General features: G+C 55.5%; 16 protein-coding genes. 8 read left to right on the top strand and 8 right to left on the bottom strand.

Annotated features, from left to right (window positions below):
- Nucleotides 1-205 precede the first annotated feature (205 nt).
- On the top strand, nucleotides 206-634 hold the full coding sequence (locus FRY97_RS03945) for a cold-shock protein (protein WP_147166129.1): 429 nt from the start codon (nucleotides 206-208) through the stop codon (nucleotides 632-634).
- Between the two features lie 572 nt (nucleotides 635-1,206).
- Here the strand turns inward: FRY97_RS03945 and FRY97_RS03940 are convergent.
- The 3 genes from FRY97_RS03940 to FRY97_RS03930 all read right to left on the bottom strand — a co-directional run bounded on the left by FRY97_RS03940 (nucleotide 1,207) and on the right by FRY97_RS03930 (nucleotide 5,860).
- Entirely contained in the window at nucleotides 1,207-1,854 is a 648-nt protein-coding gene (locus FRY97_RS03940; RefSeq protein WP_147166128.1) for a YdeI/OmpD-associated family protein, read from the bottom strand.
- Nucleotides 1,855-2,018: 164 nt separating this feature from the next.
- Entirely contained in the window at nucleotides 2,019-4,253 is a 2,235-nt protein-coding gene (gene katG, locus FRY97_RS03935; RefSeq protein ID WP_147166127.1) for a catalase/peroxidase HPI, read from the bottom strand.
- A 629-nt stretch (nucleotides 4,254-4,882) separates the two neighbouring features.
- Complete coding sequence (locus FRY97_RS03930) at nucleotides 4,883-5,860, bottom strand: hypothetical protein (protein WP_147166126.1); 978 nt, start codon at nucleotides 5,858-5,860, stop codon at nucleotides 4,883-4,885.
- Between the two features lie 270 nt (nucleotides 5,861-6,130).
- Between FRY97_RS03930 and FRY97_RS03925 the strand changes: the two genes are divergently transcribed.
- Entirely contained in the window at nucleotides 6,131-8,014 is a 1,884-nt protein-coding gene (locus FRY97_RS03925) for a CocE/NonD family hydrolase (RefSeq protein WP_147166125.1), read from the top strand.
- An 81-nt stretch (nucleotides 8,015-8,095) separates the two neighbouring features.
- Here FRY97_RS03925 and FRY97_RS03920 read toward each other — a convergent pair whose 3' ends face one another.
- The 3 genes from FRY97_RS03920 to FRY97_RS03910 form a co-directional block, all read right to left on the bottom strand.
- A complete protein-coding gene (locus tag FRY97_RS03920) occupies nucleotides 8,096-8,476 on the bottom strand; it encodes a hypothetical protein (RefSeq protein ID WP_147166124.1) in 381 nt (126 codons plus the stop codon).
- Nucleotides 8,477-8,502: 26 nt separating this feature from the next.
- Nucleotides 8,503-9,909, bottom strand: coding sequence for a 23S rRNA (uracil(1939)-C(5))-methyltransferase RlmD (gene rlmD, locus FRY97_RS03915; protein ID WP_147166123.1), 1,407 nt, complete (start codon nucleotides 9,907-9,909; stop codon nucleotides 8,503-8,505).
- Nucleotides 9,910-10,247: 338 nt separating this feature from the next.
- On the bottom strand, nucleotides 10,248-10,991 hold the full coding sequence (locus tag FRY97_RS03910) for an RDD family protein (RefSeq protein WP_147166122.1): 744 nt from the start codon (nucleotides 10,989-10,991) through the stop codon (nucleotides 10,248-10,250).
- 556 nt (nucleotides 10,992-11,547) lie between these two features.
- Between FRY97_RS03910 and FRY97_RS03905 the strand changes: the two genes are divergently transcribed.
- Genes FRY97_RS03905 through FRY97_RS03885 form a run of 5 tightly spaced genes read left to right on the top strand, consistent with a single transcriptional unit; the run spans nucleotide 11,548 to nucleotide 17,799 of the window.
- Nucleotides 11,548-13,389 carry a stage II sporulation protein M gene (locus FRY97_RS03905; protein ID WP_147166121.1) on the top strand — a complete coding sequence of 614 codons (1,842 nt, stop codon included), beginning with the start codon at nucleotides 11,548-11,550 and terminating at the stop codon, nucleotides 13,387-13,389.
- A 5-nt stretch (nucleotides 13,390-13,394) separates the two neighbouring features.
- Nucleotides 13,395-14,165, top strand: a complete 771-nt coding sequence (locus tag FRY97_RS03900; RefSeq protein WP_170254491.1) for a DUF4129 domain-containing protein — start codon at nucleotides 13,395-13,397, stop codon at nucleotides 14,163-14,165.
- Nucleotides 14,162-15,439, top strand: a complete 1,278-nt coding sequence (locus tag FRY97_RS03895) for a DUF4350 domain-containing protein (protein WP_147166119.1) — start codon at nucleotides 14,162-14,164, stop codon at nucleotides 15,437-15,439. The genes FRY97_RS03900 and FRY97_RS03895 overlap by 4 nt, the downstream gene beginning before the upstream one ends.
- Before the next feature lie 9 nt (nucleotides 15,440-15,448).
- Nucleotides 15,449-16,474: an AAA family ATPase gene (locus FRY97_RS03890; protein ID WP_147166118.1), complete on the top strand. Its 1,026-nt coding sequence runs from the start codon at nucleotides 15,449-15,451 to the stop codon at nucleotides 16,472-16,474.
- Nucleotides 16,474-17,799 (top strand): DUF58 domain-containing protein, encoded by a 1,326-nt coding sequence (locus tag FRY97_RS03885; RefSeq protein WP_147166117.1) that lies wholly within the window; start codon nucleotides 16,474-16,476, stop codon nucleotides 17,797-17,799. Before FRY97_RS03890 ends, FRY97_RS03885 begins: the two co-directional genes overlap by 1 nt.
- Before the next feature lie 165 nt (nucleotides 17,800-17,964).
- Here the strand turns inward: FRY97_RS03885 and FRY97_RS03880 are convergent, their stop codons facing one another.
- On the bottom strand, nucleotides 17,965-18,552 hold the full coding sequence (locus tag FRY97_RS03880) for a hypothetical protein (protein ID WP_147166116.1): 588 nt from the start codon (nucleotides 18,550-18,552) through the stop codon (nucleotides 17,965-17,967).
- Between the two features lie 649 nt (nucleotides 18,553-19,201).
- Here FRY97_RS03880 and FRY97_RS03875 point away from each other — a divergent pair.
- Nucleotides 19,202-21,607, top strand: a complete 2,406-nt coding sequence (locus FRY97_RS03875) for an agmatine deiminase family protein (protein WP_170254490.1) — start codon at nucleotides 19,202-19,204, stop codon at nucleotides 21,605-21,607.
- A gap of 222 nt (nucleotides 21,608-21,829) precedes the next feature.
- On the opposite strand, the gene FRY97_RS03870 is transcribed toward FRY97_RS03875, so the two are convergent.
- On the bottom strand, nucleotides 21,830-22,678 hold the full coding sequence (locus FRY97_RS03870; RefSeq protein ID WP_147166114.1) for an Omp28 family outer membrane lipoprotein: 849 nt from the start codon (nucleotides 22,676-22,678) through the stop codon (nucleotides 21,830-21,832).
- Nucleotides 22,679-22,681 lie beyond the last annotated feature (3 nt).

Genomic DNA, 22,681 nt, shown 5'->3' with positions numbered 1-22,681 from the left:
CCATAAATAGCTCCTTATGGTGCAAACTCCGGTAAAATTCACTACATTGAAAAATTACTGCCCGCACAAAGCTAGCGGCCAACTTTCGGCCATTAGCATTTAGCCGGGCTCAAACGCTTTTTCAGACTTGAGGGGATAGGACGCTAAAACCGGCTATTGGCTTGACTTTGGATATAGCAATTGCTTAACAAAAACTGCAAATTAAATGGCCGATAGCTATCAGAAGAAAGAACGAGAAAAAAAGAAAAGGAAAAGGAAAAAAGAAAAGCAAGAACGCAAAGAGCAGAAAAAGCTGGAAGGAAAAACTCAGGTTGAATTCATGTATGTAGATGAGTACGGCCAGTTCTCTACAACACCACAGGACAAGCCGAGGGAAGAGGTCAAACTAGAAGATATCACGCTCGGTGTGCCCAAAAGGGAAGAGTCAGATCAGTCCAAATACGAAAAAGAGGGCAAGGTAAAGTTCTTCAATACCGAAAAAGGCTATGGGTTCATCCTCGAAAAACTGACAGAGGATAGTTACTTCGTGCACATTAACGACCTGCAGCAGGAAATCGATACCGACGACCTAGTTGTATTCGAGGTGGGCTCCGGGCCGAAAGGCCCCGTTGCGATTAATGTGCGCAAAATATAGCTAGCTCACGCACCTCGCATGCCCCAAATATCACCTTAGCCCTCCCAAAAAGGTGGGACAGCCGGAAAATAGGAGGCTTACTGATGGTAGTTGAGCATATCCCTGACCGCCGGATGGCAGATGTACGGCTTACAGTAGGAGGCTGGGCCGTAAACTAGTGCCTTAAGTCATAAATCTCTGATACTTAAGTTGAAGTTATTTTCCGGCTAATCAAGGCGAAGGTTCGCTCCTTTAGCCCGAGCTAAAGGAGCGGTTCTTTAACGAAGAGTAGGCGGAAAATAACGAAACTTGGGGGGTCAAGGATTTATGGCTTGAGGCACTAGAATCCTGTAGGCCTCTAGGCTTTGCCTGCTTTAAGACCGGACCGGACTAGCGCTGCGGAGGGGTGTGAAGCCCGTCAGGGCCGAGCGAAAAGCGAGCCCCGCAGCATAGCGGCACCTGCCATCAGGCAGGGGCAGGCCCCAAAAGGCGATCTGGTTTGCGGCTCAAAACTTTGGCTGACGGGAGAGCAGCGTAGGATAGCATAGAGCTGGGCAAGGACAGCGCTGCCAGAAAAGAACACCGCTTGGTTTTCAGCCCCTGCCTGGCGCCTGCTTATGGGAGCCATCGCAACGGGGCATTTTCTGTGAGAGGCCACATATACAATCCTGCATCCCTTTTCCTTGCATGATCCTAGAGCGGTACTTTTCTATGCGGCTGGCCCGAGTTTTAGCCTGCCTGCCCCCTGCAAAAAATAGCAAGTAGCCTTTCTGACGGCCGGGAGTCAGGCTGTGGAATGCACTTTCAAACTCGGGCGCACGGGCAAAAGCGGCTATCAGTTCTTCTGGCACAGGCAAGTCACCGCTGCCCGGGTATTGCACCTGTTGCCCCGAACGCTCTATGGCTATGGCTTCTTCCAAAGAAAGGCGGATAGCCGGCTCCAAAGCCTTGACATGGGCAATATCGGTAAAGCTCATCAGCCGCCCGGAATGGGAGTTGGGGCCTGGCATTTCCAGTAGGCCTGCTGCATCTTTCAGCAGGGCGCCCTTGAAAAAACTCAGCCCGCAATGCCCCTTAAATTCGTAGAGGATCACGATGTTCTTGCCATCTATGGTATAGCAGGGGGCCTTCCACTTAAAATCTTCTTCGAGCGGGCTGCTCTGAAGGATGGCCCGGAGCGCTGAAAGCACTTCTGGCCAAAACCTCGCTTGCTCCACAAATTCGCTGACCTTTGGATGCATTTGCTCTGTTTTTAATGCGCAAAATAGCGCCTGTCCGAATAGGATCAATAGCTTCAGAGCACTTTTCAGCTGTAGGAAGAAAATAAAGAGGGCAGCTTGTTGCCAAGGCTGCCCTCTTCTTTAACCTTTACCAACTGCTGCTTTTACCGGCAGCAGCATTTAGGCTAGTTTGCATACTTCAGGTCGAAGCGGTCTGCGTTCATCACTTTCACCCACGCTTTTACGAAGTCTTTCACGAACTTCTCGTGGTTGTCATCCTGGGCGTAAACCTCAGCGTAAGAGCGCAAAATGGAGTTGGAGCCAAACACAAGGTCAACCCGTGTAGCCGTCCATTTGGTTTCGCCCGTCTTGCGGTCTACTATCTCGTAGAGGTCCTTGCTGACTGGCTTCCAAGTGTAGGCCATATCCGTCAGGTTCACGAAGAAGTCGTTGGTCAGTACACCCACCCGGTCGGTGAAGACACCATGCTTGGTGCCACCGTGGTTGGTGCCCAACACGCGCATGCCGCCTACGAGGGCAGTCATCTCATGCGCAGTGAGGCCCATGAGCTGAGTGCGGTCGAGCATCATCTCTTCTGCAGAAACAGCATAATCATCGCGCTTCAGCCAATTGCGGTAGGCATCGTGCAGGGGCTCGAGCGGGGCAAAAGAATCCGCATCCGTCATTTCCTCGGTCGCATCTCCGCGGCCAGGTGCAAAAGGTACCGTAATATCCACGCCGGCATCTTTTGCTGCTTTTTCCACAGCTGCAGTACCGCCTAAGACGATCAGGTCGGCCAGGCTCACTTTTTTGTCGAGGCCAGACTGAATGCCCTCCAATACGGTCAGTACTTTCTGCAGGCGCTCCGGCTCATTGCCTGCCCAGTCCTTTTGAGGGGCAAGGCGGATACGAGCGCCGTTGGCGCCGCCGCGGCGGTCTGAGCCACGGAAAGTACGGGCGCTGTCCCATGCGGTATTGATGAGCTCCTGCAAAGTGAGGCCAGAACTGAGCAGCTTTGCTTTCAGGTCAGCGATTTCTGCCTCTGTCAGGGTATAATCTACAGTTGGGATGGGGTCTTGCCAGATCAGATCTTCTTGGGGCACATCTGGCCCGAGGTAACAAGCTTTTGGGCCCATATCTCTGTGGGTCAGTTTGAACCAAGCCCGGGCGAAGACCTCAGAGAAGTAAGCGTGGTCTTTAGCAAAACGCTCTGTGATTTCCCGGTAGATAGGGTCCATCTTCATCGCCATGTCGGCATCAGTCATGATGGGCTTCACACGGATCGAGGGGTCCTCTACATCGACGGGCATATCCTCTTCCTTAATGTCGACCGGCTCCCACTGCCAAGCACCAGCGGGGCTTTTCTTCAGCTCCCACTCGTGGTTGAGCAGCATATCAAAGTAGCCGTTATCCCATTTGGTAGGCTCGGTGGTCCAAGCCCCTTCAATGCCCGAAGTCACTGTATCACGGCCAATGCCGCGCTTAGTGTGGTTGTTCCAGCCCAAGCCTTGCTCTTCTATGGCCGCGCCTTCCGGCTCGGGGCTAAGCAGGGAGACATCTCCATTACCATGAGTTTTGCCTACCGTATGGCCGCCAGCGGTGAGGGCTGCGGTCTCCTCATCGTTCATCGCCATACGGGCAAACGTCTCGCGCACGTGCTTGGCGGTCAACAACGGGTCGGGCTTGCCGTTGACGCCTTCTGGGTTGACATAGATCAAGCCCATCTGTACTGCGGCCAATGGGTTCTCCATGGTCTCGGCTTGCTCTACATCGCCGTAGCGCTCATCACTTGGCGCAAGCCACTCCTTCTCCTCTCCCCAGTAGATGTCTTTTTCCGGGTGCCAGATGTCTTCGCGCCCACCGGCGAAGCCGAATGTTTTCAGCCCCATTGACTCATAAGCCATATTGCCGGCTAGGATGAGCAAGTCTGCCCAAGAAAGCTTATTGCCGTATTTCTTTTTGATTGGCCACAACAAACGGCGGGCCTTATCGAGGTTGACGTTATCTGGCCAGCTGTTCAGAGGCGCAAAACGCTGACTGCCAGTACCGCCACCACCGCGGCCATCCGCGATACGGTAAGTGCCAGCAGCGTGCCATGCCATACGGATGAACAGGCCGCCATAGTGCCCCCAATCGGCAGGCCACCAATCTTGGCTGTCTGTCATCAGGTCAATCAAGTCTTGCTTGACGGCTTCCAGGTCCAGCTTTTTAAATTCTTCTGCATAGTTAAAATCTTCACCCAGCGGGTTGGTCTTGGTATCGTGCTGGTGAAGGATATCAAGGTTGAGGGCATTAGGCCACCAATCTTTGTTGGAAGTGCCACTGCTCATGCTTCCGTTGAGGAAGGGGCACTTTTCCGCACCGTTGCCATTGCTATTGACGTTATAGCTGGTGGTGCTTGGCTTACCATTGTTATCCATCTGTTAATTGGTTTTTTGATCAAGCAATGCTGCAAATATACAATAAACGAAATTTATAAAACTTATGAGCCCATAGCCTAAGGCTATAACCCAGCTTCAGAAAGCGCTGCGTTTTCAGCGCCCTCTGGCCAAAAGACAGCTTGCGGCTGACAAGGGCTTTTTGTACTCGCCGCCTCAGCCATTTGTTCTGAAAATTACCAAAACTTCGTACACGAACCAAATAAATGCGGCAAGGAATCTGTGGGCAGGGGATACAGGAAACGCTTCGGGGCCTTCACGAATTTTGTAGGGCACCAACCAGGTTGTCTTTTTTTTGCCTCCCCCTCCGTAAGGATTGGGGCCTGCCCCTGCCTGATGGCAGGTGCCGCTATGCTGCGGGGCTCGCTCTTCGCTCGGCCCTGACGGGCTTCCCACCCCTCCGCAGCGCTAGGCCAATGCCCGGCTATAGCCCGAAAAGCATGAACGCCTGCGACATTTTGGCCCACGCCCGTTTTGTATGCCCTTTGTGGTTCAATGCTGAGATGCCTAATGCGTGAAGTGGGGAAAACAAAAGCCCAGCTTGCGCTGAGCCAGCCTGAGCAAAGGGAGAGCGCCCCCGTCAGCCCTTAGGCCAATGAGGGCGCCTGAGGTCAATCTACCCGCTCGAACACCAATGAGCCGCCGGCAGCACCTATAGCGGTATACTCCAGAGTCGTTTCGTTGGCCGTAATGACCAAGTTGCACTGCGCGTCAAATTCGCCTTTCTCGATGAAGCAGAAGCCCTCCGGGGCTGTGCCGGTGACCGCACAAGCTTCCGAGGTACAGCCAGGGTCGGCTTCAATAGCCGCAGTGTACATCAGCCGCTGATCGCTGAAGTGGCTGACCTGATTGCCCTCAATGATGATCTCATAGCTCTCGTCTGTTGTAGAGCGCCAGCCGCCCTGCATCATGCTCATGGGGTCAGGAGTAGGATCGCTGAACGTCAGCTCGCTCACAAAAGGCTGAGCTTGGCGGACTGCCGGCGCATCGCTGCTCAAGGCAACATCTCCAAGCACCTCCACTGCGGTAGTGGCATCTTCGTTGGGCTCAAAGCGCAGGCTGATGCCTTTGCCTTCCAGGCTTCCGCCATTCCAATTGGAGACATAGCCGCCGTAGTCCCAACCGAAACCATAAAGCTCGAACGCTCTCCCATTCAGCTGCTCCACTTGCTCTATAGACATGCCTATGGTCAGCCCTTCCGGTGTGCTCCAGTCGGTCTGCCGGCCTTCGCCATAAATGCTGACAAAACTGGGCTGCCTTGGGCTCATCAGGGGGTCCCAGTACAGGTAAACCCGGTTTTTGGGGTTCTCCTTGAACAGGACCACCCCTTGCTCAAACAAGCCCTCGCCCAGGTAAACACTGTCTTTTTGGGCCAAGCTGCCGTAGGCTTGCAGGACATCGGCCTCGCTGGCCGACCGCAAGTCGACCAGCCCTACACGCTCGCCGGGGAGAATGGTAAAATCGAGCCGGGGGTCTGCTTCCGTGGCCGTAGTGTCTTGGGCAGGGGCTTCAGCACCCTGAGCAGGGCCAGGCTGGCAGCTGTAAAGCCCGTAGGCCAGCAGCGCCAGGATCAGGAAAAGATTTTTCATAAGGTTGTTTTGGTATTAAAATAAGAGAAGAACACCTGCCGCAGCAGGCTGATTATCCGGAGACGAAAATACCAAAAAGCTGATTAGATAAGGCGGCCAGGGCCAGGCTAAAAAATCCCCCAAATCATAGGCGGGCATGCAACGGCAACAGCCCCGTCCACTGCGCCCCACGTCGCCAAGATTGCTAATTCGCCAGAGTGGCACAGCTACTTCGCTGCAAAAGGCTATATTCCGGAGTGTTATTATCAAACTTCCAAACTTGGATTCAATATGCGAAAAAACAGGAATACCGCCCTGGCCATCCTGGCCATCCTCTTTACAGCAGCCTTCGGGCAGGCACAGGATGCAGAGGCCATCTGGGCAGAAATGCAGGACATTGCCATAGTTGAGCAGAAAGTCATGATGCCTATGCGCGATGGCATCCGCCTTTGCACCGATATCTACCGGCCCAAAACGGACGAACCGGTGCCGGTCATCTTTTCGCGTACGCCCTACAATTTCAACCTTTGGGTAGACGGCAAGCTCAACAAGCGGCAGCTGCAGCGTGCTATGGAGGCTGTGAAACGGGGCTATGCTTATGTGGTACAGAACGAAAGAGGGCGCTACTTCTCAGAAGGGGAATGGGACATCCTCGGCGTGCCCCTGACCGATGGGGCAGATGCTTTCTCTTGGATGGCCTCACAAAGCTGGTGCAATGGCAAGATCGGGACCTTCGGCTGTTCTTCCACCGCCGAGTGGCAAATGGCTGTAGCTGCCCTTGACCACCCTGCGCACGCCGCTATGGTACCTCAGGGGTACGGTGCCGGAGTGGGCCGGGTTGGCGATTATTACGAGCAGGGCAATTGGTACAGAGGTGGCGCACAGCAGATGCTGTTCACCTCCTGGCTCTATTGGGTGCAAAACGGCCGGGTCCGCCCAATGTTCCCTAAAGATGCTACCCAAGAAGAGCTCATCCGTATGTCCCGTTTCTTTGATTTGGTGCCCGACGCGCCCGATGTAGATTGGAAAACAGCTTTTGCCCATCTGCCCGTAGAAGACATCATCGAGAATGTAGAAGGCCCGGTCGGTATTTACAAAGATATGATCCGGCGCAAGCCCAATGACCCCGCATGGTACGAGGGCGGGCTCTACCATGACGATATGCCTTTTGGGGTGCCTTCTTTCTGGTTCACCTCTTGGTACGATGTGTCCATCAGCCCCAACCTAGCCCTTTTCAATCATGTACGCAAGGACGAGAAAGTAGGAGATGATCAGTACTTGGTTATTGCGCCGGTACTGCACTGCGCCTACACCCGTGCCACTGAAAACACCATTGTCGGCGAGCGCAGTGTTGGCGACGCCCGCCTCCATTACGATGACCTCATCTACGGCTGGTTCGATTATTGGCTGAAAGGGGATGAGACAAAAGACCCGGCCCAAATGCCACGGGTACGCTACTACACTATGGGCAGCAACGAGTGGCAAACAGCTGATACTTGGCCCCCGGCTTCCGCCGAAATGACAGCCTACTACCTGCACAGCGGCGGCAAGGCCAACAGTTTGTTCGGCGACGGCCAGCTCTCTACAGAAAAGCCCGGGAAAAACAATGCCCCGGATGCGTTCACTTATGACCCCCTCAACCCGGTGCCCAGCGTGGGCGGCAACGTTTGCTGTACCGGCGGCGCTATAGATGGCGGCTCCTTCGATCAGCAGGAGCTGGAAGCCCGCAATGACATCTTGGTATACACTACTCCGCCCCTGCAAGAAGGCGTGGAAGTGAGCGGCTTCATTGAAACGACCCTTTATGTCGCTTCCGATGCCAAGGATACCGACTTTACCATCAAGCTTGTGGATGTCTACCCGGACGGAAGGGCTTACAACCTAGACGAGACCATCCAAAGGGCCCGTTACCGGGAAGGGTACGACAAGGAGGTTTTTATGGAAGAGGGCGAGGTCTACAAACTGGAGCTTACGCCCATGTCTACCAGCAACTACTTTGAAAAAGGGCACCGCATACGCATTGAAATCTCGAGCTCCAACTTCCCGCGCTTCGAGCGCAACCTCAATACTGGAGGCGACAACTACAATGAGACCGAAGCGGTCAAGGCCCGCAACCAGGTGTACCACAATGCACAGTACCCCTCGCAGGTGCGCCTGCCCATAGTGAAAAAATAGCCTTTCGCTGTTTGAGCGGTTAGGCTGCGAAGCCCGCTGTGCCCTCCCTGGCACAGCGGGCTTCGCCTTTGCAGGCATCGCCTATTTACCGCCCCCCTCTTCCGCATCTGGCCGGGGCAGGAAAAGGAAATTTGCGCCCAGATCGCTGAAGACGAAGAGGCAGAAAAACTGCTGGGGATCTTTGTAGACCTTCCTGAAGTCGTCTACCCGGCTCATTTCAATTACTTTTTTGGTCGCCAGCTCTTCCAGCGTACTGGCATGTACAGACCACGCTGCCCCGCCATCTGCCCGTTCTATCAAAGGGATGCCAATATCTACCGTCAGCTGGTGAACGATGAAAATCGGGTAAGAAGAGACATCTTGGTCTAGGATAGAGTCAGCGGCCTTGGTCAGGATAGGGAAATTAGGCCGGAGCTCCGTTTCGAGCTGCTCGAGTTTGGCGCGGACAAATTGTTCGTTCATACAATTGCGTATTTACAGCCTGCCGCTTATCGCAATTCCAGCAGGGCTACATTTTCAATGTGGTGGGTGTGAGGGAACATATCTACCGGCTGAGCTTTAGCTACCCGGTAGCGGCTGCTGAGGAGCTGTAGGTCGCGAGCCTGAGTAGCCGGGTTGCAGCTCACGTACACCATACGTGGCGCAGACAGCTGTAGGAGCATATCCACCACTTGGGCGTGCATACCGGCCCGGGGCGGGTCCGTGATCAGCAGGTCGGGCTTACCATGGCGCTGTGCGAATTCGGGGGTCAGGATGTCCTTGACATCCCCGGCATAAAACACGGTATTCTGTATATCGTTGAGGCGGGCATTCTCTTCTGCATCTGCAATGGCCTCCGGGATTTCTTCTATGCCCACCACCTGCCGGCAGGCTTGCGCTACGTACAAGGCTATGCTGCCAATACCGGTGTAGAGGTCGTACACATTCTCCGTGCCGTTCAACCCGGCAAACTCCACTACCGTGTCGTAGAGGACCTTAGCCTGGCTGGTATTCGTCTGGAAGAAAGATTTAGGCCCCACTTTGAAGCGGACCTCCCCGAGCCGTTCCTCCACATAGCCTTTACCGGCATAAGTGTACATATCGAGATCGTAAAGGAAGTCGTTCAGTTTGGTATTGATGCAATAGCAGAGCGTGGTGATTTGCGGAAAGCGCGCCATGAGCTCATCCATGAACGGCTTGTAGCGTTTGGGGTCGTCCTCGTGAAAACTCAGCAGCACCAGGGTTTCGCCCACACTGGTAATGCGGAACATGACCTGCCGAAGGAAGCCCTCGTGGGCGCGGGCATCATGAAAACTTAGCCCCTGCTCGATGGCCAGGGCCTTTATGCCATTGCGCAGCGCATTGGAGGGGTCGGGCTGCAGCCAGCACTTTTCGATATCGATGATCTTATCGAAGGCACCGGCAGGGTGGAAGCCGAGCACATCTTCCTGGTTGGAAATGCCGGAATCGATCTCAGCGCGGGTCAGCCAGCGTTTGTTGGAAAAGGAGAATTCCAGTTTGTTGCGGTAGAAAGTGGCCTGAGCCGCTGCTTTGATCGGCAGCATGGCCTCCACATCCACTTTCCCAATACGGGACAGCGCATCGTGCACCACCCGCTCTTTATGCCGGGCCTGTGCATCGTAGTTGAGGTGCTGCCATTTGCAGCCCCCGCAGTGGTCGAAATGCTGGCAAAAAGGCTCAGCCCGGTCGGGGCTTAAAGTGTGTATGGCTTGGGCGGCGCCCATGAGCACCCCTTTCTTTTTGCGGGTCACAAGTACATCTGCCACATCGCCGGGAGCAGCCCCTTCAGCAAAAATGACGCGGCCTTCGGCATCCCGCCCAACGGCGCGGCCTTTATCGGCTATGCCTGTAAATTGTACGCCGCTTACCAGCTGTGGTTTTTTTCTTCTTGCCATGGTTCATTTTCTTATCGGCGGCAAAGGTAGGCAATCGGCAGCTTTGTTGGAGCCTCACGGGGGCTAAGCGTCAGGGCTGCCGCTTAAAAAGTGTATGCCAGCCTGGTAAGATAGCAAAGGCATAAGCCAAAATACCGCAGGCGTCTATGCTTTCCGGCTTTAGCTTGGCATTGGCCTAGCGCTGCGGAGGGGTGGGAAGCCCGTCAGGGCCGAGCGGGCAGCGAGCCCCGCAGCATAGCGGCACCTGCCTTTTGGCAGGGGCAGGCCCCTATCCTTGCGGAGGGGGCAAGCCCAAAAACGGTAATCTGGCTTACGCCCGATAGCAACAGGCAGCGGTGTCAACGGGTGAGCACAATATAATCGCGCACCAAGGTATTGAGGAAGCTGACCGGATCGGGCGGCAGGGTATCAAGGTCTAAAAGCTGTTGCATATGAGCAGAAAGCTCCTGTACCGCCAGCTCATGCGCCTTGTTGCGGTGGGCCTTATAGCGGGCTACCGCGTTCTTGATCAGTATCATGTCTTGCTCAGCCAGCTCCTGCACCTGCGGGTAAGTCACTTGATAGCTGTCTATGGAATCAATGCGCAGAATATCGCCCAGCTGAAAGCCCAGGCTGGGCTTCAACCTGATGACCGTAGTATTCGCGGTCATGTCCCCCAGCCGCTGATTGTGATGGCTAGAGCTGATGGCCAGGGCCGCCAATATGCCCCCCGAGAAGAGGGTGTCTACCATGTGGAAGACTGCCCTGAGCAGGTAGTCGCTCAGCCCTGCTTCTTGCCCGTCGAGCCTGACCACCCTTAGCCCCATCGCCCGCTTCCCCCAGGTTTGCCCATGCATACTGATTTCCGAAAACAGGTGGTAGCCCATGAAGAGCGCAAGGGGCACCAAGCTGTAAAGCGCCCCCTCCAGCATGCCGCTGCCAAGGTTTCCCACTATTTTGGCCAATAAGAAAAAGGTGGCTACCACATACACCATCAATATGGCGAGCAGGTCAATGAAAAAAGCAAAGGCACGCTCCCGGAGCGTAGCCAGCTCATACTCGATTACAACATTCTGGGAAGTGCGGATGGCAATCTGGTTCATGCGGCCAGCTAGTTTATTTAAGCCAGATGGGCTAAGATATCCTTTTTTAGCCCTAATAGCGTTTTTTAATTGCAGCAGGCATACCGACAGAGTCCGGCATTTTTACTAACATAGTGCCTGGGCACTAACCAGGTTATGTTTTTTGCCCTGCCCGATGTGAGGGGGCCTGCCCCTGCCAGCGGGCAGGTGCCGCTATGCTGCGGGGCTCGCTCTTCGCTCGGCCCTGCCGGGCTTCCACCCCTCCGCAGCGCTAGGCCGGTTCCACCATAAAGCTAAGCGCTTGCTTGGAGGAGTTTCATTACGAAAATCAAGGATCTACGCCTGCCCGCTGTGCGAGCATGGCCGGCAGGGTTCCGGCGGAGCCGCTACATTTGAGCTTAGCTGGCTAATTGAAAATCCTGTAAAAAAATCGGTTCATAAAGCCTGGATTTTAAAAATATCAACAAATTCCAAACCTGCGATATGCTGTTGTACACCTTAGTGGCTTTTGCAACTCAACAACAGTTCACTTTTTTTGATTAGGTAGCCAGGTACCCCCTCAAAGAACATAAAGCACATGCGCGAAACCCGTTTTATAAGGCAGAACCAAGAAAAATGGCAGCGCTTTGAAGAAGCCCTGGATGAAGGTGCCCGCGACCCGGAAGCCCTGAACGAGCTTTTCGTACAGGTAACAGACGACCTGTCCTACTCCCGTACCTTCTACCCCAACCGCTCGGTTCGGGTATACCTCAACAACCTGGCGCAAAAAGTCTTTGCCAGCCTTTACCGCAACCGCCGCTCCTCCGCCCGCCGCCTGCTAACCTTTTGGACCGAGGAGCTGCCCCTGCTGATGTACGAGGCCCGCGGGGCTTTCCGCCTGTCCTTTTTGCTGTTCGTGCTGGCTATGCTCATAGGCATGGTCTCTAGCGCTATGGACCCCGAGTTCCTGCGGGTCATCTTGGGAGACCGCTACGTAGACATGACCTTGGAGAATATAGCCTCTGGCGACCCCATGGCCGTTTACAAACAGAAAGGGGAGCTGGGGATGTCGCTCGGCATTACCATCAACAACCTGTGGGTCGCCTTTCTCACCTTCGTGACCGGCGCATTCTTCATGATCGGCAGCATAGCTGTGCTCATCCGCAATGGGATAATGTTGGGGGCTTTCCAGTACTTTTTCATAGAGCGGGATCTGTTCTGGGAGTCCTTCCTTACGGTCTGGATACACGGTACGCTAGAAATTTCGGCCATCATCATAGCCGGCACAGCTGGCATTACCATGGGCAGGGGGCTGGCTTTCCCCGGCACCTACACCCGCTGGCAGGCCTTTCAGCAGTCGGCGCGCCGGGGCGTGAAGATTATGGCAGGCATAGCACCGGTCATCATCGCGGCAGGCTTTATAGAAGGCTACCTTACGCGCCACACCCAGACGCCGGACCTCCTCCGTGGGGCCTTCATCGCCCTCTGCCTGGCTTTCGTGCTCATCTATTTTGTCTGGTACCCTCATATCCGTGCTCAGATCGCTGCGGGCACAAGGGAAGAAAGTAGAGGTATAGCCGGGGGGGCAGCCCCTGCTCTGCCTTTTGGCACAGTAGCATCTACAGGCGCCATCTTTTCTGCCACCTTCACTTTTCTGCGGGCGCATTTCTGGCCATTGGCAGGGGCGGCCACAGTGAGCAGCCTGGCTTTCATTGCCTTAGCATTCCTGCCAGGGGAAGCCCTGCCGGCCAGCCGGTTCCGGTTCCCTTCGGGTGTATTTGAAAGCCTTGGGGCAGCAGGCCAGTTTTTCAATAACGCAGATGCCCCTTTGGCCCCCTTCGCCAACTGGCTGGGGTTCGCCTTGGTCAGTTTTGTAGTTTGGAGGCGGCTGCTCAGGGCAGAGCAGCCGGAACGGCGGGTCAAGGCGTGGGAAGTCAGCCGGGCAGTACCTGCAGCAGGCCTGCTTGCTATATTTTTCTTTACCAATTCAAGTTTTACGCCCATCCTGATTTTGCTGGGGCTGTACCTGCCAATGGTGTGGGCATTCGACGCCCTGCACGGTAAGCGGGGGGTGCTCAAGGCAGGCGCGCGCGCTTTTCAACTATGGCTGCCCAACCTGAGCCGTAGCATAGGGCTTGGGCTCGTTATTGGCATTACCGGGCTATTGTTTTTCTCCCTGGTCAATACGGCTTTGGCCTGGTTCTTCCTCGATCTGTTCACTTGGGTTGTTCAGCTGGAGCCCGGGGCGATGGAGCAGTTTTCCGCCGTATTGTTTACTTTTATCAGTGTCTGGGCCTTCTACTTTGTCATGGGCATCGGTTTCATCTCCGGAGGGCTGCTGTACGCTACCTTACGGGAAATACAGGAAGCGCCTGCGCTGCGCGCGCGGATCAAGGAAATTAAAAAAGCAGGCCGCATCCGGGGCTTGGCGAAAGAATAATGACTATGAGGCCATCATATTGGGCATTACTACTCTTGGGCTGTCTGAGCCTGCTGCCGGCTACAGCGCCCGGGCAGCAGTCTTCCGATACGCCCCTTGGCCCGGCCAAAGTTGATGATGCCGGCTGGCAGGAAGTACGCAAAAGGATAGACTACAGCACTGGCAGCCGGGGGCAGTCGGACGAAGAAAGTAGCCGCAGCGAGACGGCCCGGGGAGGAGGCGAACGGCAGCCCGGAACAAGGAGCGGTGGCAGCACTTCCGCCCCGGTAGCGCCAGAAACTATACTGCTGATCCTGAGAATACTGCTGTTCCTAATGGCTGCGGTGGTCATCGCCTTCCTGCTGCGCTATCTGATCGGGCTGAGGCGCACCCCGCCCAACCCCCATGTAGAACCGGTAAAGCTGATGGAGGAAGGGGGGCTGGAAGAGATAGAAGCCAACCTGGCCAGCGCGGATTTGGAAGCCCATATCCAACAGGCAGTAAGGCAGCAAGCTTATACCTTGGCTGTCCGTTTATATTACCTTTGGGTACTGCAGTCGCTTTCAGAAGAAGGGCTGGTACAATGGGCCCGGGACAAGACCAACAGGCAGTACGCAAGGGAGTTGAACAGCTCTCCTTTCCGCAGGGCTTTTGAGCAGGCGACCCTCCGTTTTGAGCAGGCCTGGTACGGCAATCGGCCCGTAAGCGAGCAAACCTTTTTCCATCTCCGCCCACAGTTTGAACAACTGGTGCAGGACATCCGCAGTGCGGCCAACCCGAAAAACCAAGGGCTATGATCAGTAAACGCCGGGGCATTATAATAGGGGTTGCACTGCTGGCCGCGGGCGGCGTGCTGGCCCTGTTGTTCTACAAAGGGCGCAAGCCCATGGTGGACTGGCGCGAGACCTACGAGGCCAGCAGCACAGCACCCTACGGTACGGCCCTGTTCATGGAGTTGGCCAAAGGGTATTTTAATGCCGACTCCATTCAGGTGTTGAGAGACAGCATCCGGGGCGTACTCCCAGTGGAAGCAGAACGGGGCACCTACCTTTTCGTCGGGGAAGCCGTCTACATGGATTCTGCCGATCAGGAGCAGCTGTTGAAGTTTGTGGCAGCAGGCAATACCGCTTTTGTCAGCAGCAAAAGCTTGCCGTACCAGCTAGGGCTGCGCTTGTACGATACGCTATGTACACAACGGCAGTGGGGCGGCTATAGCTATTACGAAGACAGCCTGGCCTACACGGGCTTTTACCCCGCCCCGTTGCAGATGGACAGCGCCCTGCGCTGTGAGTACCGCACCTTCGGTAAGCTGCGCCCTTACCATTGGAGTTATCTGCCCGATAGCCTGCTCTGTACTGAAGCTGAGGCCAATGGGCTAGAGCCCATCGGGGGCAGCCCAGGGTATACGCATTTTGCCCGGCAGCCCTATGGGGCAGGGTACTTCTACCTGCACACTATGCCGCTGGCCTTATCCAATCTATCTTTGGTAGACAGCAATGGCCTGGCTTACGTCAGCCGGTTGTTCGCATTTTGGGACGCGGCCGGCCCTGTCTATTGGGACCGCTATGCTCAGGTGCCTGAATCCTCGGACTTCGATTTCCCGCTTGCAGAACGCTCTTTGTCAGACAAAAGCCCCCTGCAATACATCCTGAGCCAGCCGCCCTTGGCCTGGGCCTGGTACCTGCTGCTCGCCCTCGGGCTGTTGTTCCTACTGTTCCGCTCTAAGCGGCAGCAGCGCATTGTGCCAGTGCTTGAGCCCAACCGGAATACCTCATTGGAGTTCGTCCGCGCCATTGGCCGCCTGGCTTTTTTGCAGAACAAGCACCGGCAGCTGGCCCTACAGCAAATGCGGCTTTTGCAACAGCACATCCGCGAACGCTACCACATCAGCTTGGCAGAGCCCAACCCCGTGCTCGCTCAACAGCTGAGCAGCCGGTCGGGCATAGCCCTGCCTCACATTGAGCGCCTGCTGACTTACTACCGGAACATACAGAGCTCGCCCCATCTTTCGGGCAAAGCACTGGCAGAGTTCCACCAGCTCATATACCATTTTTACCAACACAGCAAGTAACCTAAGCACATGGAAAATACCAACCTCAACCCCGATACCCCAGAACAGAACCCAGAGGAGGGCCCCTTTGAAGAAGTGCAGCCCACTGCTATGCAGCCTATCCGCATCGCAGTGGAGCGGGTGAGGGAAGAACTGCAGAAGCTCATCGTCGGGCAGGAAGATATGCTCGATCTTTTAATGGCCGCACTGTTCTCCGGCGGGCATGTCCTCCTAGAAGGGGTACCGGGCATCGCCAAAACCCTTACGGCCAAGCTATTGGCACAGGCTTTGGACACTGGTTTTTCCCGTATCCAGTTTACGCCCGACCTCATGCCCAGCGATGTAGTGGGCACTACGGTCTTCAACATGCAGTCTTCCGGATTTTCCTTCAACCCAGGGCCGGTGTTTTCCAATATCGTGCTGATTGATGAGATCAACCGGGCGCCAGCTAAAACACAAGCGGCCCTGTTTGAGGTGATGGAGGAGTACCAAGTGACCGTAGATGGGGCTACCCACCCTATGGAGAAGCCCTTCTTTGTTATTGCCACACAGAACCCCATCGAGCAGGAGGGCACGTACAAACTCCCGGAGGCACAGCTCGATCGTTTCCTGGTGAAAATCATTCTCGAATACCCTTCCCTAGAAGAAGAGCGGGCTATCCTCAGGCGGTTCCGCTCCGACTTCAAGCAGAAACAGCGGGAGCAAGTGCGCCCGGTGTTCACCGCTGCTGAGATACTGGAGTGCCAAGAGCTGGTGCAGACGGTGCATATACGGGAAGAGCTCTTGGATTACATTGCCCAAATGGTACACGACACCCGCAACAACGGCGACTTGTACCTTGGGGCTTCCCCCCGGGCTTCCCTCGCCATACTGCGCATGTCCAAGGCGGTGGCCGCCATGCAGGGGCGCGATTTTGTCACCCCCGAAGACATACAGTATGTGGCTTACCCGGTCCTCAACCACCGCATCATACTCACACCGGAGCGGGAGATGGAAGGCATGTCCACTCGGGAGGTTATCGGAGCAATTATTGAACGCATAGAAGTGCCCCGCTAATGCTGAAGCCCCTTTTCCTCACCAACCGTTTTTTCCTGTCCTTTGGCGGCTTGGCTATCCTATTTGTCCTCAGCTTCTGGGCAGCGCCTTTGTTCCCTGTAGTGCAGGCCTTGCTGGTCTTGCTGCTGTCGGTTGCTATCTTGGACGGTCTGCTGCTGTTCAGCCCCAAGATGGTGGTGAAGGCCAGCAGGAAGTTGCCAAAAATGATGGGGCTGGGGGATGAGTCTGCCATTAAGATAGTAGTAGAGAACGAAAGCCCTTACCCGCTCCGTCTCCGCCTGATTGACGAGCTGCCGGTACAATTCCAGAAAAGGGATTTTCAGCAGCAGCTGCAGCTGAAGGCTGGAGAGCACGGGCAAACGGCTTATACAGTCAGGCCAGGCGAGCGGGGCAGCTATGCTTTTGGCCACATCAACCTCTTCCTCTCGACCGCTATTGGGCTATTAGAGCGCAGGCTCCGCCTTCCTGCTGAAGCAGAGGTACCGGTCTATCCTTCCGTATTGCAGATGCGGCAGCTGGAGCTCCGGGCAATGGACCGCCTGGCACAACAGCCGGGCATTAAGAAAATCCGGAGGATTGGGCACAGCTACGAGTTTGAGCAGATCAAGAACTACGTTAGAGGGGACGACTACCGGAGTATCAATTGGAAAGCGAGCAGCCGCCGAGGAGCTCTTATGGTCAATCAATACGAGGACGAGCGGTCGCAGCAGGTATATGCTATCATTGACAAGAGCCGGGTGATGAAGATGCCCTTCGGGGGGCTGAGCCTCATGGATTATGCCATCAACGCGAGCTTGGCTATTTCCAATATCGTGCTCAGGAAACACGACCGGGCGGGGCTGATCACTTTTTCGGACAAGCTGGGGGCTACCCTGAAAGCCGATAGCAAAGGTGCCCACCTGAACAAGATATTGCAGGCACTCTACAAGGAGCGGGAGCGCCAGGGCGAAGCAGACTACGAGCTGCTGTACCAGGCTACCCGCAAACTGATAGGCGGCCGAAGCTTGATTTTGCTGTTCACCAATTTTGAAAGCCAGTTTGCCCTGGAGCGGGCTCTGCCAATGCTGCGCCGCATCAGCCGTACCCACCTCTTGGTCGTCATCTTTTTCGAGAACACAGAAATCCGGGGCTTTGTAGAGCAGCCTGCAGCTACTCTGGAAGACATTTACCATCAGACCGTTGCCCGTCAGTTCCTGAGCGAAAAAGGGCAGATGGTGCAGGTGCTTAGGCAGTACGGCATACAATCGGTACTGACCCGCCCCGAAGACCTGTCAGTAAGCACCGTCAACAAATACCTGGAGCTAAAGTCACGGGGGCTGATCTAAGCGGATGTTTTGAAGCTCGATGATCCTATCACAGATCAACGCTTTATACACCAGGCTCCATCACTAAATTTTCATTTAGCTTAGGCTTCGGCTAGCAGGGCAAAGCCCCGACATACACGCTCGATGTATCCGTAAACCCGATGTGTAAAGCCGGCCGGTGCGCCTTCAGGGCATAGGGCGAACCAAAAGCCCGGCCCGTTCTTCCTGCCCGCCGCCAGGCCATAGCGCTACTTCAGCCACCTGCCCCTTTAGCGCTGCTCTGAGCCCTTTTAGGATTTGAGCGCGCAGCCTGCTGCGCTCCTGCTCTGTCTCTAGCCACAATACGGCCACTACCTGCTCGCCTGTGCCTTGGCATAGCTCGTAGGCTTGCAGCCAAAATGGCCAGTCACCCCAATGAGCAGGCAAGCGGAGCAGCACGGGGCGGAGCAGCCGCAGCAGCCACCTGCGCTCGTAGTACCGCCCGATAGCCCGCACTGCGCGTAGGGAGTCAGCTACCTTGCCCGCTACCCGCCCCACTAGCTCGTCCGGTGCTGCAATGACCACATCGAAGGGGTTCTCCCGCTGCCAAGCCTGTCGCCGCCGGTAGTTCTTCACCTCAAACAGGTACAGCCGGCCCTCCGCGATCCCAATAAAGTCTACCCCTTTAAGCCCATGCCCGCTCAAAGCTTGGTAAAACCGGTGGGTATCGTATTTGCGAACAGCCCAGGGCCGCCCAAACGAAAAAATAAGCCCGCTCTCTTTGAAATTTAGCATAAGGCTGACTACTATTTTGAAGGATGAACAATTGGGCGCTGAACTACAATTGAATAGACTTCATGTGCCGGAGGGCATTGCACGGTTAAGACGGCCCCTTCCTTCTCACGCTATACCTTTTTCCAGCCACCTACGCTTAAGCTGAGCTTCTGAAAAAAGCCGGCCGTGGTTGAAAATAGCTCATTTTCCCCACTACACTGGCCCAGAGCATCAAGTCAAATCAAAAAAACACAGCGGCTGCCCGATGCGCTCAGGATAAAAATATCGCTCATCGGGCTATCTTTTGGGCGGACGCCCCCCCCCTGAAAGCAGCCGGGCGTGAACCAAAATGTCGCAGGCCTTTATGCTTTTGGGGCTCTAGCCTGGCATTGGCCTAGCGCTGCGAAGGGGCGGCAGGCCTGATAAGGCCGAGCGAAGAGCGAGCCCCGGAGCATAGCGGCACCTGCCCTCACGGCAGGGGCAGGCCCCCCAATAAAACGACAATCTGGTTTGCGCCCAAGCAGCCTTTGCCCTGACAGTTAGCCGACGCCTGTCGATTTGCAGGACAGGCCTGCAGGCAATTGTGCAAGAAGGCCCGTATATTGGGAAGGTGATTTTTTTGACCATGAAGTGTGGTGCTTGCGCCTGCACACAGAACAGTCTTTTCCCTATGCTCCCTATGCGCTTCCTTCTGCTCGTTTTGCTTGCCGTAAGCCCCTTGTCGACCGCCCTGCCCCAAGCTCCGCCCCCGCCTGTGCGGCTGATGGCAGAATGGGAGGAAGCACAAGCCTTATTGGTCAGCTGGCGCAATGAGCACAGTGCACTGCTCCGGGAAATTGTGCGCTATGGGCAGGAAGAGTGCCGGGTCATGATATTTGCCGACAACCCAGCCAATGTGGCTTCCTTTCTGGAAGCAGGTGGCGTGCCGCTAGAGCAGGTAGACCTCCTCTCTCCCCCTTACAACTCCATCTGGATACGCGACTACGGGCCGTGGACGATCTACCATAATGATGTAGACAGCCTGATGATAGCCGATTACATTTACAACCGGCCCTGGCGCCCACAGGATGACGATATCCCGGCTTTTGTGGCACAGCAGCTTGGGCTGCCTTTCTACGAAGCGGCTGAGGCGCCCAACGACTGGGTCCACAGTGGGGGCAACAACCTCCGGGACGGGATGGGCACGATTTTCTCTTCTGACTTGGTCTTGGGAGAGAACCCCGGCAAATCAGAGGCTGAAATTGATGCGATCGCCCACTTGTTCTTCGGAGCTGACCGCTACGTAAAGCTCCCGGCCTTGCCCTTTGATGTCATTCACCACCTCGATATGCATATGCGGCTGATCGACGAGGAGACGATCGTTATTGGGCAATATCCAGAAGGGGTAGCGGATGGCCCTCAGATAGAGGCCAATATCGAATACCTCCTCAATGAGGTGCCTACCCCTTTTGGCAACCCTTACCGTATCATACGCATGCCTATGCCCCCCGACGCCGACGGGCGCTACCCCGACAACAACGGGGACTACCGCACGTATACCAACGCCTTGTTTGTCAATAAGACACTGCTTGTCCCCATCTATGAGGAGCAATATGATACTACCGCCCTGCGCATTTATGAGGAAGCCCTGCCCGGTTACCGGGTAGTGGGCATCGACTGCAACGGCATTATCCCCAGCCTGGGCGCTATTCACTGCATCACCAAGCTGGTCGGGGCCAATGACCCACTGTGGATTGCGCACGCCCGCTTGCGAGACCAAGAAAGCAGCACGGCCCCCTACCCTATCTCGGCCATCATCAAACATAAAAGCGGGATTGCCGGAGCGGCCCTGCACTACCGGGAAGCGGGCACGGAAAACTACACTGCGGTCCCGCTTTTGCTCGAAGACACTTTGCAAAGTGTTTGGGCGGGGGCCATCCCTCCTTTCCCAGAAAATACGGTATTGGAGTATTACCTTTCCGCTGAGGCGCAAAATGGGAAAACGCAAGTACGCCCCATGCCTGCCCCGGAAGGCTATTTCCGTTTCAGGGTAAATGCGCTACAGCCGGCTTTCAGCCCGGGCTCGGCTATCCTTTGCCCAGGGCAGAGCATAACATTCGACAACCTTACGGCTGGATCATACGACAGTTTGCGCTGGGAGTTCCCTGGCGGGCAGCCGGCGCAGTCTACAGCAGAAAGCCCAACTATTTTTTACAACAGCAGCGGCACTTTTCCAGTCAGGCTGATTGCATACAAAGGGGCTGTGGCCGATACCCTCGACCGGAGCGCAGCGGTGGAAGTCAGAGACCTACAGCTGCCTTACACGGAGGGGTTCAGCAGTGGCCTGCCCGCTACATGGGAAGTGGACAACCCGAATGCTGATGCAGCAGTATGGGAGGTGGCCCCTCTTCAAGGTTGCGACCCTGGTGCGATGCGCCTCAATAACTTCTTGGTAGACACTCGGGGCACTTCCGATTTCCTGCGCGCCAGCTTCGACCTTGCGGGCATGAACAGCCCTGCCCTAAAATTTGATTTGGCTTACGCCCAAAAAACCTCGGCTTTTGAAGATGGGCTACGGGTCAATGTGGTGGATTGCGAGGGCAACCGGGTCACCGTATTTGAGCAATTTGGTGCAGCGCTGGCTACTGCCGAGCCTCAGATCAGCCCGTTCGCACCGGCAGACTGTAGCGAATGGCGCACCGAACAGGTCGATTTGAGCAGTTTTGCCGGGCAAGGGCTGGCCGTAGAGTTTGAAAATGTAGGCGGCTATGGCAACAATCTCTACCTCGACCTGATACAGATTGTAGACCAATCCCCCAGCCGCACGGCTGAGCACGGGCAGCAGTTCAGTGCCCGGCTGTTCCCCAATCCGGCTCGCGGGCAGGCGCAGGTGCGCTTGGAGAACGGGCCTGTGCCTGCCCGGCTAGAGTGGGTGCTCCTCAATAAGCTGGGGCAGCAAGCCAAACGGGGGGAATGGCTGATGGATGGGCCATTTGCACAATTTGCCCTTCCATTGCAAGGGCTGCCGGCTGGCATGTACACTTTGCAACTGCGCGCTGGAGCCGAGGCTACGGCGCTGAAGCTGAGTGTGCGCTAGTGCCTTAAGCCATAAATCTCTGATACTTAAGTTGAAGTTATTTTCCGGCTAATCAAGGCGAAGGTTCGCGACTTTAGCCCGAGCTAAAGGAGCGGTTCTTTAACGAAGAGTAGGCGGAAAAGAACGAAACTTGGGGTGGCAAGGGTTTATGGCTTGAGGCACTAGGCTAAAAGTGCAACCATCTCCAATTAGAGCAGAGCTAGCCCTACAATATCAAGCTATTCATAGTGGCTCCTCCGCTGCTTGCAGGACGGCCTTCGTTTCTCCACCGAGATGTACAAAGGCTACAACATGGCAATTGGCAGCATCCCACTTTTCTAGCAGCTCAACCGAATAAGACTTCTGCACAAATGCCCCCGCAGACAAATCCTCTTGCAGCAGATTGCCAGCTGGGGTAGTCATCATGGTGCGCAGTACATGCTTATGCACATAGTTAGGGTCTGGCTCGGAGCTCTCCGGCGTCAGCTGCAAATCGACCACATCATTTTCGGTCAACATCACAGTGAGAAAGACCGACTCCTCCGCATTGAGGTCATCTGCCATTTCAAGGGTGATGCAAACGTCGAGCGTACGAGTTGCAGCATCATAAGTGTTATTGATATCAATCAGTGCCCGGGGCGCTTCCTGTAGCTCCTGCTCAATAGCCCCTGCCCAGCCATTGCGGGGCAATTGCAGGTTGAACCCGCCGGGGAACTTCTTGCGGTTCACCACTGCAGTAGGGTAGCCCAAAGGCTCGCCCAAAAAGCTGAGGATGGCCTCCCCTTCTACGGTGCGCAGGGTATCAACGCTCTCGGGATAAGGGGGCGCGAAAGAGCCTGCATGAATGGAGACCGCGACCAACTGCTCGCCGTACTGGCCTTTGAGGTCTTCCAATGCCGCACTGCCCGCCGGGCAGTTGACACAGCGCACACCCGTAAACTCTTCTACCAGCACCTGCCGGCTCTGCCCGGTGATGGCTTGCGGTGCTTCACAGACATTCTCAGACTCCATGACCGGGTTGATGACCGGGCTGATTTCTTCACACCCCCAAAACAAAAGGGCGGACACAGAAAGGGTAAGTAACAATCTCATATT

It is taken from the genome of Phaeodactylibacter luteus (assembly GCF_007993045.1).
GTDB classification, from domain to species: Bacteria; Bacteroidota; Bacteroidia; order Chitinophagales; family Saprospiraceae; genus Phaeodactylibacter; species Phaeodactylibacter luteus.
Note: the sequence above shows the minus strand (reverse complement) of the source record. Positions and strands in the feature narration are given on the sequence as shown.

What these genes read in the sequence shown, in the direction of transcription:
- FRY97_RS03945 (WP_147166129.1), top strand. Translation starts at nt 206, where the DNA reads ATGGCCGATAGCTATCAGAAGAAAGAACGAGAAAAAAAGAAAAGGAAA.
- FRY97_RS03940 (WP_147166128.1), bottom strand. Translation starts at nt 1,854, where the DNA reads ATGCATCCAAAGGTCAGCGAATTTGTGGAGCAAGCGAGGTTTTGGCCA.
- katG (WP_147166127.1), bottom strand. Translation starts at nt 4,253, where the DNA reads ATGGATAACAATGGTAAGCCAAGCACCACCAGCTATAACGTCAATAGC.
- FRY97_RS03930 (WP_147166126.1), bottom strand. Translation starts at nt 5,860, where the DNA reads ATGAAAAATCTTTTCCTGATCCTGGCGCTGCTGGCCTACGGGCTTTAC.
- FRY97_RS03925 (WP_147166125.1), top strand. Translation starts at nt 6,131, where the DNA reads ATGCGAAAAAACAGGAATACCGCCCTGGCCATCCTGGCCATCCTCTTT.
- FRY97_RS03920 (WP_147166124.1), bottom strand. Translation starts at nt 8,476, where the DNA reads ATGAACGAACAATTTGTCCGCGCCAAACTCGAGCAGCTCGAAACGGAG.
- rlmD (WP_147166123.1), bottom strand. Translation starts at nt 9,909, where the DNA reads ATGGCAAGAAGAAAAAAACCACAGCTGGTAAGCGGCGTACAATTTACA.
- FRY97_RS03910 (WP_147166122.1), bottom strand. Translation starts at nt 10,991, where the DNA reads ATGAACCAGATTGCCATCCGCACTTCCCAGAATGTTGTAATCGAGTAT.
- FRY97_RS03905 (WP_147166121.1), top strand. Translation starts at nt 11,548, where the DNA reads ATGCGCGAAACCCGTTTTATAAGGCAGAACCAAGAAAAATGGCAGCGC.
- FRY97_RS03900 (WP_170254491.1), top strand. Translation starts at nt 13,395, where the DNA reads ATGAGGCCATCATATTGGGCATTACTACTCTTGGGCTGTCTGAGCCTG.
- FRY97_RS03895 (WP_147166119.1), top strand. Translation starts at nt 14,162, where the DNA reads ATGATCAGTAAACGCCGGGGCATTATAATAGGGGTTGCACTGCTGGCC.
- FRY97_RS03890 (WP_147166118.1), top strand. Translation starts at nt 15,449, where the DNA reads ATGGAAAATACCAACCTCAACCCCGATACCCCAGAACAGAACCCAGAG.
- FRY97_RS03885 (WP_147166117.1), top strand. Translation starts at nt 16,474, where the DNA reads ATGCTGAAGCCCCTTTTCCTCACCAACCGTTTTTTCCTGTCCTTTGGC.
- FRY97_RS03880 (WP_147166116.1), bottom strand. Translation starts at nt 18,552, where the DNA reads ATGCTAAATTTCAAAGAGAGCGGGCTTATTTTTTCGTTTGGGCGGCCC.
- FRY97_RS03875 (WP_170254490.1), top strand. Translation starts at nt 19,202, where the DNA reads ATGCTCCCTATGCGCTTCCTTCTGCTCGTTTTGCTTGCCGTAAGCCCC.
- FRY97_RS03870 (WP_147166114.1), bottom strand. Translation starts at nt 22,678, where the DNA reads ATGAGATTGTTACTTACCCTTTCTGTGTCCGCCCTTTTGTTTTGGGGG.